This is a genomic window from Oscillatoria sp. CS-180 (assembly GCF_028330965.1).
Classification (GTDB): Bacteria; Cyanobacteriota; Cyanobacteriia; order Phormidesmidales; family Phormidesmidaceae; genus Halomicronema.
On sequence record NZ_JAQMUB010000038.1, the window covers coordinates 16,403 to 28,406 of the forward strand.

A 12,004-nucleotide genomic window follows, 5' to 3' on the forward strand; every position below is an offset into this window, starting at 1 on the left:
TAATGCTCGTGCGTCCGAAAAATTCGAGGCGCTACGCGCCCAAGAGCGCAGTCACGACCTCAAAATGCTGGAAAGGGTAAGAGGGTAAAAGGAAGAAAGGGTTACGTAAGAGCCCTGGGGGCAACACATAGCACACGAAAACCAATGACGTTGTTGGATCCGCGCGGATTGAGGTTGACGCGGTAGGCAGAACGGCAACCCCACGGATCGTAGTCCCAAGCACCGCCGCGAAAAACACGAGATTTATCTTCCTCGGCCTCTTCATCAAGCCACGCGCTACCATCCGTCGGTGCGCCCTCGTAGCTGTCGTGCCAGTGGTCTAAGCACCATTCCCACACATTGCCGTGCATATCGGAGAGGCCAAAGCCGTTGGCGTAGGGATACTGATCGACAGGGGTAGTGCCTTCTCGGTTTTCGCCAGTTTCAGACTCCCCAGAGCCAGCGAAGTTAGCCAGGTCACTGGTGAGCTGATTACCAAAGTAAAAGGGCGTGAGCGTCTGGGCGCGGCAGGCGTACTCCCATTCCGCCTCGCTGGGCAGACGATAGGTGCGGCCTATATGCTGGCTGAGCCTGTCGCAAAACTCCACCGCGTTATACCAGTTCACTGACTCTACCGGATGCTTGTCGCCCTTAAAATTAGACGGGTCAGGATCGAGAGATTGGCTCTGCTGTGGCATCGCGACAACTGCTCGCCACTGAGCCTGTGTAACCGGGTATCGCCCCATAAAGAAGCCGGAAACTGTGACGCGATGCTGTGGTCGTTCGTCGCTGTAACCCTCCGAATCATCCTCAGCAGAGCCCATATCAAACTCGCCGCTGGGCACCCAAATCATGTCAAGGCCCACGTCGTCACTCAGTTGCTCGGTGAAGTAATGGGCAGTTTTGGTTTCAGGCTTGAAGACAAGGTTTGCCATCGCGATAATACGGGGAGGGGCAGTCAACTCTTTGATCGCTCTACCAAGCTAACTCACCCCGGTCGATCTTTGGATACCCTGAGAAATAGGAGTTAGGAGTTAGGGAGACAGGAGAGAGCGAATGTAGGCGTCTAAGAGCTTGCTGACTTCGTCTAGCTGACGTTTTAGGGCGGCACTGTCACCGTAGCCTAAATCCCGCGCCAAGATTAAATAATACTGACACTCTTCCAAGGAGCCTTGGGCAATGTTCATCAAGCGCGCCTTATCCGGTTTCGTTCTGCGCTTGAAGCCCTCAGCAATATTGGCTGGAACCGATACTGCCGCTCGTCTCAACTGAGAGACCAGGCCATACATTTCTGTCTTCGGAAATTTTTCAGTATAGGCATAAGTGCCCAGGACAAACTGATGCGCCTTTTGCCAGACGATCAGATCTTCAAAAGACTTCGCTGGAGCACGAGCCATCATCCATCAGGCAACTCATCAATGTCGAACACACCACCAGAATTCCCCTTCTAGCTCCTAACTCCCGTATTCTGAATGCCTATTCAAAAAGAAGAAAGAGTTACTCAAGAGCCCTGGGGGCAACACATAGCACACGAAAACCAAAGCCGTTGATGGACCCGCGCGGATCGTTGATGCCGCGGTAGGCAGAACGGCAACTCCTCGGATCGTTGTACCAAGCACCGCCGCGTAAAATGCGAAACTGATTTTCCTCAGCATCTTCATCAACCCACGCGCTGCCGTCTGTCGGTGCCCCCTCGTAGCTGTCGTGCCAGTGGTCTAAGCACCATTCCCAGACATTGCCGTACAGGTCGCACAGTCCGAAGGCGTTAGTCACCTCGAAATGCTCGACCGGCGTCGTTTTCTGCCGAAATTCCCCCTTTGGTCCGCGACCATAGGAGCCAGACCAAGCGCCATCAGGATCATCTGTGCCATCATAATTTGCCACTGTAGTGGTAATCGTTTCGCCAAAGTGAAAGGGTGGATATTGGCTATTCGCGCCCTCTGGAGGCGCAATTTGTCCACGGCAGGCGTATTCCCACTCCGCCTCACTAGGCAGGCGATAGGTGCGCCCCGTGTGCAGGCTCAATCTGTCGCAAAACTCCACTGCGTCATACCAGCTCACTGACTCTACCGGATGTCTGTCTCCCTTGAAATGAGAAGGATTAGCCGTTAGCTCTCGATTTATCTGGGGCACGTTCTCCGCCACCCAGCGCCACTCTGCCTGCGTCACCGGATATTTACCCAAAAAGAACTCCGGCACCTGGACCTCATGCTGAGGGCCTTCATTGCTGTTGCGATCTAGTTCATCCTCCGGCGAACCCATCACAAAGTGCCCTGCCGGGATTTGTATCATCTCAATGCTCAGGTCGTCCGTCAGTGGTTCTCGATAACCCTGTACCGTTAACATGCGGCGACGTAGCTTGAGGCGATTGCGATACTCATAATCTTCAGGCAGAGCCAAAATTGATCCTTCTGAATTTTCCATGACCGAGGCTTCAGCTCCAACTTGGAAACCAGTCAATCCACTCTGACTAGATTGACCTTTTGAAATAATGGATTCATCAGTGATACAAGCTGACCAAGCCGCCAATAATTGCGTCTCTGCCTCTACCTCAGAGACTTCTACCAAACTCAGTTGTGGCAAGTCAGCCAGTATCCCGCTTGGCTGGCAATCTTCAACAAGGACACTGAGCAGTTTGAAACCCGCCTCTGATAGCTGTTCTTCAAATTCTTCAGGCCAACCGCCGATTGGAGATTGAAGCTCCAGGTAATGCTTGGAAAGTACGACTAAAAACTGCTGTGCCCCTGGTGATGCAGCCATATGCAAATTCAATATCAGATTGCCATCCAGGGCAAAATCCCACGGTCGGAGACGCACGGTGTGGCCATTTGCTTCTAGCACCCAGGCGATCCACTCGCCCCAGGCTTGGTCAGCGCTGGTGTAGCTAATGAAAACATCGTTCATGGGTTAGATCGGGGTAAGGGGGCGAGATCGCCCGTCAGCATCCATCATGCTGAAATCGTCTGGGGATGCACGGGAGTAATTTCCGTGATACTGGCAAAGTCATCGAGATTAAACGTGATGATGTGACTAACATCGTTTGCCAGCATGGTTGCGGCTAATCGGGCATCATGCACCCGCTTACCAACAACTTTATGCCGTTGAACCAGTGTGAGCCAGAGTCTAAAAGACTCAGGCTTGTCTTCGATCAATGGAAACTGGCCCAGAAATTGCTCAACTTCTTGCTGGCATTGGTCAACTGACCAGCCCAGACCGTTGACCTCAGCGGGGCGAGTCGCCACCGCCCAGAATTCTACTAGCACTTGAGGCGATAGGACACAGTCATGGCTTTGGGTTAGCAGGTGAGCGACAGCGTTGATGGCAAGGGGGCGATCGCGAGCCTGCTCATCACTTGCCCGCACCAAGATATTGGTGTCTAGCAAATACCGCGTCATCAGTCGTAAATGGCATCTCGCGTAAGGGCCTCATCGGGCAACCCAACGCCCTGGGGACGCGGTTGTTCCGCCCAGGTCAACCAGCGATCAGCTCGTTCTTCGGGGGTTGCCACTTCCCAGAAGGGCTGCTCTCTCACTGGTTTGAGAATTAACGCGCCCTCCCGAATTTCGAGACGATATTGGTGAGTGAAAGATAACTGTCGCAAGACTTCTGCGGGTACTCGCAATTCTCCCTGCGAGTCAATTTCTAAGATTTTGTTGATCACCACATTCAGTTCCCAGAAGCTGTCTTTGTATGGTACACGTTAGGGCTATCAAAGGCTTTCTCCCTCCTGCATCTCAGCTAATCAAGCATCTAGAATCCACACCCAGAATTTTGCCCCTTCCCTCCTGACTCCTAGCTCCTGACTCCTATCCCCCATGTCAAAAAAAATCGAGGCGCTCCGCGCCGAAGAAAGCAAGAGGGTAAAAGGAAGAAAGGGTTACGTAAGAGCCCTGGGGGCAACACAGAGCACACGAAAACCAATGACGCTGTAGGATCCGCGCGGATCGTTGATGTCGCGGTAGGCAGAACGGCAAAACCCCGGAACGTCGTACCAAGCACCGCCGCGCCGAATGCGAGGTTTATTTTCCTTAGCGCTCTGATCAATCCACGCGCTGCCGTCTGTCGGTGCGCCCTCATAGCTACTATGATAGTGATCTAGGCACCATTCCCACACATTGCCGTGCATATCGGACAGGCCAAAGGCATTAGCCACTCCAAACTGCCCCACTTGACTCGTTTCATCAATGCGATCACCAGTTGGCCCATCGTTGTAGACACTGGAGCAATGGTAATTTGCCAGTTCGGGCGACAGCGTCGCCCCAAAGTGAAATGGAGTAGTCGTATTAGCTCGGCAAGCATATTCCCATTGCGATTCACTAGGCAGTCGATATTCCCGCCCGGTGTATGCACTCAAACGGGCACAAAACTCTACCGCCTCCCACCATGACACTCGCTCCACTGGGCGCGCCGCTCCCTTAAAGTGGGATGGAGCAGGGCTCAGCTCTCGCTCCACGCCGGGCAATGCCACAACAAACTGCCACTGCGCCTGCGTCACCGGATATCGCCCCATGTAAAACGCTGACACCTGCACCTGGTGCTGGGGGCCTTCACGGCTCTGTCGCTCTGGCTCATTCTCTGGTGAGCCCATCACAAAGCTGCCACCAGGTATCGCCACCATCTCTAACGTCAGGTCATCTTCCAGGGGTTCTTCATACAATCGTCCTGCGCCTGGTACCCAATCAATCACCCACTGATCGGTTTCGCCCTCTCGACGAATCGTAGCGACCTCGAACGAGAAGGATGTCAGCGCTGGCTCCGCCTCCATTTCTTGGGTGGCCGAGTCTGGCTCTGGTTCCGCTTCCGCTTCATCTGCAAAATACAGTTCTGCCACTTGCACCGTTTGAGCTTCTAGGGTTGGCCAGTCAGTCGCCACCGTCTCGTCTGACTCTGCCACCCATCGCCCAGTTTCAAAGGTCAGCGTCTGCAGCGGCGGGAAACCTGCCATAGTCGTTGCTTGGGTGCCGGTCGGTAGCCTCACGGGAAAGCTACTCGCCACTAGCTCATATTCGCCGACCTGATAAGCTCTCTCTACCGCCTCAAGGCTCACAGCTTCAGGATTTCGCAATAACTGCTGCACCAGTCGGGCAAACTCTGCCAGGGCGGGTTGCTTGAGCTGCGGGGCCAGCTCCTGTGTCATCCGCGTAAGTTGCGCTAGCTCAGCGCGAATTCCCCGCTCTGAGCCCCTGGCGGCTCCGGCCTGCTCCAGTTGTTTTAAGCGCTCAACAATTTCCTCGGCGGCCTGCTGACACGATTCATCTCCCAGATAGGTCATGGCTGCGAGGCGTTGAGCGTCTAACTCCTTTTGGCGGCGCTTGGGGTCAATGCGGCTGAGATAACTGACATAGCTGATCAGCACTTGAGCCACCTCTCGCTGCCGCTGCTGCCACACCGCGTCATCCTGCATCTGATGGAGTAAATAAGCCCGCACCTGGGTATCCATCGCATACAGCTCATGGCCAACCTGGCTGCAGAGATCTGACAGCAGCAAATCGACCTCGGCTTCCCAGGGCACCCTGCCATCTCGCAAAAACTCGACTCGCAAGTAATGGACAAGCTCGGGCGTGAGCACTAGGGGCAACGCGGCATACTCGGCGAGCAGCCGATACGCCTGGTTGCCAAAGCGGGCCACAAAGCGATCAACCTGTTGGGCCGGTTCAGTCCACTGTGTTGTCTCTGTCACCGTCATGAAGGAGAGGCCGAGTAGGAATGTTTGAGGGGTTGCCCCCGCACCGTATCTATTGCATTATTTAACCCCTCATCGTCCATTTGAAACATAGGGACAGAATTGGCAATAATCTCTGCCGAACTGCCGACCCACCGCGCCATAGGCATCGGGTTCAACCAGGCAATCAGGCTCGTATGTTGCTTGAGCTGACGCAAAAATCGGGCGGTTCCCCGCACGCGATCGCGCTGGCGATAGCCCCGCGCTGCCCCCGCATCACTGACGACTAGCACGCTCGTGGCTTCATCACAGGCATCCAACGCTACTGGCAGCGCCACCGGGGTGGTCAGATAAGTATCCTGATACACGCTCCCCGTTGGCACATTTTGGAAATAATACGCGCTGACATTGTCCGGGTCAAGGTTGCTCTCTGCTTGGGCGGTCTCGACCAAATCTCGCGTGAAGTGGTGAAACGGCGTCATTGAGCCATTTTGGTCGATGAGTAAGAGGAGCTGAGCGGCATTGCGATCGCGGCGCTGATAGACCGGGGCGAGATAAAACCCCTGCCGCGTCGCCTGCTGAATTGTCGCGTCGATATCCAGCACGTCCCGAGGTCCGTCGGGCACGGGTCGCCGCAGGTAACGCCAGTTATACACCATAGATCGCCGCGAGATGGGATAGTACGCCTGCAGCGGGGTAGTCTCTTCTTCGCTAATCAACAGATTGGGAGCTTGCACCGGCAACGAACCGAGTTCTGGCTTAGGCCGTTGCTCTAGCGGCATTTCCTGACGAGGGCGCAGGGGCTCCGGTGTTTGCAGCCGCTCTGGGGCAGGAGAGGGCCGGATGGACTCTGTCCGACGTCCACCGGGAAAAGGTGGTTTTCGTCGTTTTTGCGCCTGCACCTGAGCCTGCACGGTTTGCCAAATCGAGTCAAACTGGCTTTGTTCGCTCAGAGTATGACACCACAACAGCTTGAGGGTATCGGCGAGTGCCTCCAAGTCATTACCGAAGCCTCCTTCAACGGCCTGTAACGCCGCCATGTATTCACTGACGCCCAGCTTAAAGTTGCTCTGGCGTAACCGCAGAAACAGTCGCAATACGAGTTCTGGGGCGTTAAAGCCACTCATGAGGCCGCCTTACCTGAATTCCGCCAATCATCCTGCCGCTTAAACAGCAACTCTCGATAGGGCAAGATCGTGTCTTTCTTGAGCTGCTTGGCACTGTAGGGCTTGGCCTCAAAATCGTGCAACGCCTGCAACCAGTCTAAAAACTCACTGGTACCGGGGGGCTTAAACCAGTTGCGATCGCGCTCCGCCAAAAACTTGCTCACCGCTGTTTGAGTCAGGGTGGCCGATGGCGAGTCTATCTCCTGGGCTGCATAGTGCTGCTGCACGATGGTCTTGAGTTGTTTGGGATCACTGGGAAAATCGAGATAGCGATAGAGGCAACGCCGTAGAAACGGGGCAGGCAAGTTTCCCTTCTCCTTATTGCTGGTGATGATCACAATGGGCTTGTAGTCAGGATGAGCCGTCACCGTTTCGCCCGTTTCCCGAATGATAAATTCCCATGGCTCATCCAATACAGTCAACAGGTCATTGGGAAAATCCAGATCTGCTTTATCAATCTCGTCGATGAGGACTACCGCCGGATGGTCTTTTAGCCGAAACGCCTTACCCAGAGGACCAAACTTCCGATAATGTTTGGCGTTACCTGGGTCGCGGTTCTCTGACGGAACGTCATCATTGTCCTCATCGCCTAGCTCCGGTTGTTGAGCTGCTGCGCCTTGAGTCTTCTGCACCTCGACATCGTGCAGGCGTAAAATAGCATCGTATTCGTACAACCCGTCTTGAGCTTTCGTGCTCGATCGCACGTCCCAGCGATACAGCGGCAATCCCAGTTCATAAGCTACGGCGTAGGCGAGGCGTGTCTTACCGCAACCTGCATCCCCCTCCAGCAGCAAGGGCCGCTTCAGATACATCGCCAAATTCACAGCCTTCTTCAGGGGCTCTGAAACCACATAGGGCTCTGGTTTCGTGGGTGATTTTGGATGAGGACTTTCAGCTCTGCGGCCATCCCCATTAAAGGTTAGGCGATTCTCTAAGCTCATAGAAACTGCTCCTGCAAATTAGCGCACACGTTTTGAGGGGTTCCTTCGCTCGCTCGATGAATTTTGGCCGCAATTCGCTTTAGATCCTGGCCATTTTTGCCCCGCAGCTTAGGATAGACGGTGCGGAAGGTAATCAGCCAGTCATAGATATCGTCAACGGACCAGTCTGGCAAAGGCAACTCCAGAAACTTGTAGCAGTCAAGATCTCCCGGCTCACAAAAATACTCTGTTGAACAATTCAGCCGCATTTGGCTATCGGCAATCAGGGCGACAATAAACTTGCTCTTGTACTTTTGAGACACAGCCGCCACATCATCAATGAGCGGTTGCCAAAAATCTTGAATGAACCACCTAAGAAAGTCTGCCTGTTCTATTAACTCATCCAGACTCCTTATTTCCAAAAAAATAGTGGTGCCCTCGTCAATAGAGGTGCGAATTTTCTCCCGGAGCTGCTGAGAAAGTGTTTCTAAATCCTCAGATTCTTCAATTTTGAAATAGCTAGCCAGCCGAATCAAGAATTCAGCTTCATTGAGTTGAGAAATGGCTGAGTCCAGATCTACCGAGTACCGTCTGTATGCTCCGACGACTTTGCCATCAATGATTTGATCCCCCAGAATCACGTTCAGCACTTCTTCAATGCAGAAGCGCCCCATCTGCTTCCGCGTCTTTTGCAAGAAAAACAAGACGGCTCCCCCATCCTGGCTGAGCTGGTCTCGAATGAGGCCAGCAGTTTTCTTCGCCTGAACAAAATCGAGCTTTTGCAGGGTTTTCTCCTGGCTGCGATCGCGCACATTCGCTTGAGGGGAATCTGCATCAAATTTCGCAAGGTTCACTTCCACGTCATCAATTTTGTCTAGAAGCTTTTCCGCTTTCTTTTCTAGTCTCCCCTGAGTTAAGGCGTCCGGAGCTGTTTCAATATCTGATTCAACAGCGGCAAGCTCGTCCATTAATTGAGCAAGTCTCCGTGAATAATGGGCTCGCCTGTTTGTGCCTTTCTTGATTACCATCAATGCTGTAAACCGTAAGCGCTTACCGATACTATCGAGAGTCCTATAATTTCGCTCTCAGTTTTTCTATCTTCTCTAACAGTTGTTCCGCTGCCTTTTCCAGACGCAAGCGATCAACCTCGCGAGGAGCAGAGTCAATATCTGATCCGATTGCTGCCAATTCTTCCTCTAATCGCGCAATTTGTCTCTGGTAAAACCCCTGTCGAGTATCGGATGTTTCTGTCATTGCGGATGAATGGTCTGATCGGGCATGAGGATGCAAGATTAGGGTCAATATTGCCTGCAATTGTGAAAGCTGAGGCCCTGTCGGCCCTTCGACCCATTGCAACAAAGCAGGGGTGCGGTTGCCCTGAGCGGCAATATTGGTGGGTAACACGCCTGCTGGAGGGTTTAGCGCTATCACCAACTCATCAAATTGAGTCATAGGCAATTGATTGAGTCTTTGAACGAGCGCCAATCGCTCCTGAACAGATAAAGGTTTATCGGGGACATTGTTCGGCATTAGTAATTGACTCACAGAAGTTGCTGTTTCAGCGGCTGGAGCTTCAGCATTTGCTTTCACAAATAACTGCCCCGCTTCATTTTCCCGCCACCGCAAATACAACACCGGACGATACCATTGATTCCCGTCCACATCCATCCACTTACGCCCCTCACCCAAAGCCTTCAGCGCCGTCTCCCCCTGTCCCAATACGCGATAAAACTGCTCCGCAAAGTCTCGGGCTTCTTTAACCCGCACGCTGTACTGCATCGCCACCACGGCTGGCACATCGGCGTCAATCAACTGCTGAGCCGTGCCATTGAATACCGACTCCCCCGTCACCGCCATACCCGACTGGCAAGCACTCAACACCATCAAGGCAATGCCCTTATCCGTCACCAACGATGCCAACTTGCGAGCACTGACAAACTCCGCCTTACCCTGCTCGTCTTCAAAAGCCAGAAATCCTTGAGCTTCTGGCAAAGGCGCACCGCAACTCTGACAAGTTTCCACCTTGGTGCTGTCGTGCAAATGTCCACACACCTGACAGCGCTTACCAAAGATGCCGTGCCCATCAAAGTGCAGTACCTGGGGTAGGTTGGCCGTTTCTGTAAGGTAGGTACTCAACCCTCGCCAAGTCGGTGTCGGCAACTTTTCCAAAGATACGGATTCAGCATTAGCAATACCTGCCCGAATCGCCTCCGGTTCAGCATCTGATAGTTGACCGATATCGCTTGCCCGTGGCGAGACTAGCAACACCTGCAGGCGATCGCCAATCGCTTGCTTTGGGGGCACCGCATCATAGGCAATGTAGCGAGATAATTGCACGCGTCGATGTAGGAGAAATCGGGTGCCATCGTGAATCAGTTCCCAGGGATAGTCGGCGAGGCGCGATCGCTGAGCTGAATGCTCTGCAAACTTGAGCCTTAGGTGTAACGTCTCACCAGCCTCTTCAGCCTTTCGTAACGCCGCCTGAAACACTTGCCCAACACGTTGATCAGGTCGTAATAGCGCTTGAAAGAGTTGCTGACCAATCTGTTCTAAATAGTTAGAAGCAAAACTGGGATGCCCTACTGCCAAAATGCCAGAGGCTGTCATCCATTCTTGTTCGCCTGGTTTGGGAAAATGTTCGGCTTTAAAACCGCGCGAACTTTCCAACACCTTGATAACCGTCGTGCGCCAATCCTGATCACCCTCCCAAAAAGACAAGACCAATTCAGACTCAGCATCACTGCCTAAAGTTGACTTAGTAACAATCGCCTTAAATCGTCTGGCATCCAGCGAAATCAGATGCAGCTCAAACAGATGCGAAAAAGTGGGCATAGAGCTAGAAGCGATCAGCTAGATTGTCATCTGCCGCCCCGTCTTTCGTTAAGGCATCCAGGCTACGAGCGATCGTAGGCATCACCTGCTCCCCACGGACATCTTTGAACCATTTCAGTAGTTGTTCTTTCTCAAAGAGCGGCGACAATGACACCTTTACTGTGTGCGTTTTCTCCTGGCTGAGGGTACCGCCTGCTTCACCCTCGCCAATCGAGACCACATCAATTTTGATACCCGCATTGCTTTCCCGCGTAGCTGTCACCTGCAATTCCAACTCCACGGAATCCACAAAAAATACCGGTGGTTCACCATCCTTCTGGGGGGGCGTCAACAATTCCTTTTTGACCTGATCAATGAGTTCGGACAGCCCAATCGATTGGCTCATGAGAATACTGCCTGATCAATATATTTCTATTAAACCAACTTAATTGGGCACATTTCAGCACCTTCACAAAAAAGCCCGAACTAATCGCTTGAGGCCAGAACAGTTTTTTCACAGAGTTTTAAGAGGCGAGTACTGCTTTTTCGGAAGCGCTAGCGCGATGATGATGAAGCAACCTCCGTTTCGTTTCAAGTTTCGCCAAGGTTACCCCACTACAGATTTTACTCCATCACTTCACTAGGAGAAACCAATGTTTGCAACACTTTTACGGCCCGACGAGATCGCAGGGCACATCATTTCAAATTTCGCGGTCGCTGCTCACAAAACGCTAACCTCCCAGCAGGCCCAGTGTGTGACGGGAAATCAAGAGAACGACAAATGAGCGATCGCCTCTGGTGAACTAGGTAAACGACTGCTATGGGCAACCGTCAACTCTCATTTTCGCCAATCGCCCACGGCTCTATCCCATTCTGCCGAAGCTGTTCTTTCAACCGTTCGTTCTCTTCCCTCAGCAGGTCAGGCTCCGCGTACGCCTCCCCCAAACTGGCAAGGTCACGCTGCAATTGCCCCATGCGATCGCTCAGCCGCTCGTTGTATTCCTCTTCAGAGCGAGAGACGCCAAAGGCAGCATCAAAACGACGATCTAAAGTTTCTGCCGAGAGTGCCATGCACAACGCCAAGGCGCGTTTGTTGCCTCTATGTGACTGCCAGTGCCAGTAGGCATTGACTGCCTCTAACGGCAGGGCGTTAATGCGAGCTTGCCCACGGCTCTGCTCTGTCGAATCCACTTCTACCATAGATATCTGACCCGTATATCCCTCTCCCAGTAAGCGTTTGATGGTCTTTGAACGCAAAAAATCGGACACGTTCTGTCGGCCCAGATCAACTGCCTCTGCTGCACTGGACTGACTCATCCGATAACGGGGTATGGCAACGATCCTGACGAAAAGGTATCACATCCCACTGAAGCCCTTTCCTGACAAGGGTTCGAGAAAAACTACAGTTTGTAGTATAAAAACTGCTTAAAACCCCTTTGATCAGGGCCAGAAGCCTTGGTATAACA

Annotated in this window: 13 protein-coding genes; 1 reads left to right on the forward strand and 12 read right to left on the reverse strand. The window is 52.9% G+C overall.

The window, feature by feature from the left end:
• Positions 1–101: 101 nt before the first annotated feature.
• The 11 genes from PN498_RS09755 to PN498_RS09805 form a co-directional block, all read right to left on the reverse strand.
• The gene (locus PN498_RS09755) at positions 102–914 is read right to left on the reverse strand and encodes a formylglycine-generating enzyme family protein (protein ID WP_272062540.1); all 813 of its coding nucleotides are present in this window, start codon (positions 912–914) and stop codon (positions 102–104) included.
• Between the two features lie 99 nt (positions 915–1,013).
• Positions 1,014–1,379: a four helix bundle protein gene (locus PN498_RS09760; protein WP_272062541.1), complete on the reverse strand. Its 366-nt coding sequence runs from the start codon at positions 1,377–1,379 to the stop codon at positions 1,014–1,016.
• A gap of 97 nt (positions 1,380–1,476) precedes the next feature.
• On the reverse strand, positions 1,477–2,883 hold the full coding sequence (locus PN498_RS09765; protein WP_272062542.1) for an SUMF1/EgtB/PvdO family nonheme iron enzyme: 1,407 nt from the start codon (positions 2,881–2,883) through the stop codon (positions 1,477–1,479).
• A 44-nt stretch (positions 2,884–2,927) separates the two neighbouring features.
• Positions 2,928–3,374, reverse strand: a complete 447-nt coding sequence (locus PN498_RS09770) for a type II toxin-antitoxin system VapC family toxin (RefSeq protein ID WP_272062543.1) — start codon at positions 3,372–3,374, stop codon at positions 2,928–2,930.
• Positions 3,374–3,640: a hypothetical protein gene (locus PN498_RS09775; RefSeq protein WP_272062544.1), complete on the reverse strand. Its 267-nt coding sequence runs from the start codon at positions 3,638–3,640 to the stop codon at positions 3,374–3,376. Before PN498_RS09775 ends, PN498_RS09770 begins: the two co-directional genes overlap by 1 nt.
• A 216-nt stretch (positions 3,641–3,856) precedes the next feature.
• Positions 3,857–5,659, reverse strand: coding sequence for an SUMF1/EgtB/PvdO family nonheme iron enzyme (locus PN498_RS09780; protein WP_442951410.1), 1,803 nt, complete (start codon positions 5,657–5,659; stop codon positions 3,857–3,859).
• Positions 5,660–5,661: 2 nt separating this feature from the next.
• The gene (locus tag PN498_RS09785; protein ID WP_272062546.1) at positions 5,662–6,768 is read right to left on the reverse strand and encodes a VWA domain-containing protein; all 1,107 of its coding nucleotides are present in this window, start codon (positions 6,766–6,768) and stop codon (positions 5,662–5,664) included.
• The gene (locus tag PN498_RS09790; protein ID WP_272062548.1) at positions 6,765–7,748 is read right to left on the reverse strand and encodes an AAA family ATPase; all 984 of its coding nucleotides are present in this window, start codon (positions 7,746–7,748) and stop codon (positions 6,765–6,767) included. Before PN498_RS09790 ends, PN498_RS09785 begins: the two co-directional genes overlap by 4 nt.
• Positions 7,745–8,755, reverse strand: coding sequence for a hypothetical protein (locus PN498_RS09795; RefSeq protein ID WP_272062549.1), 1,011 nt, complete (start codon positions 8,753–8,755; stop codon positions 7,745–7,747). Before PN498_RS09795 ends, PN498_RS09790 begins: the two co-directional genes overlap by 4 nt.
• Positions 8,756–8,798: 43 nt before the next feature.
• Positions 8,799–10,559: a CHAT domain-containing protein gene (locus PN498_RS09800; protein WP_272062550.1), complete on the reverse strand. Its 1,761-nt coding sequence runs from the start codon at positions 10,557–10,559 to the stop codon at positions 8,799–8,801.
• A gap of 4 nt (positions 10,560–10,563) precedes the next feature.
• The gene (locus PN498_RS09805) at positions 10,564–10,944 is read right to left on the reverse strand and encodes a trypco2 family protein (RefSeq protein ID WP_272062552.1); all 381 of its coding nucleotides are present in this window, start codon (positions 10,942–10,944) and stop codon (positions 10,564–10,566) included.
• Positions 10,945–11,191: 247 nt separating this feature from the next.
• Here PN498_RS09805 and PN498_RS09810 point away from each other — a divergent pair, with 247 nt between their 5' ends.
• A complete protein-coding gene (locus PN498_RS09810; protein ID WP_272062553.1) occupies positions 11,192–11,323 on the forward strand; it encodes a hypothetical protein in 132 nt (43 codons plus the stop codon).
• A 46-nt stretch (positions 11,324–11,369) separates the two neighbouring features.
• Here the strand turns inward: PN498_RS09810 and PN498_RS09815 are convergent, their stop codons facing one another.
• The gene (locus PN498_RS09815; RefSeq protein WP_272062554.1) at positions 11,370–11,855 is read right to left on the reverse strand and encodes a hypothetical protein; all 486 of its coding nucleotides are present in this window, start codon (positions 11,853–11,855) and stop codon (positions 11,370–11,372) included.
• Between the last annotated feature and the right edge of the window lie 149 nt (positions 11,856–12,004).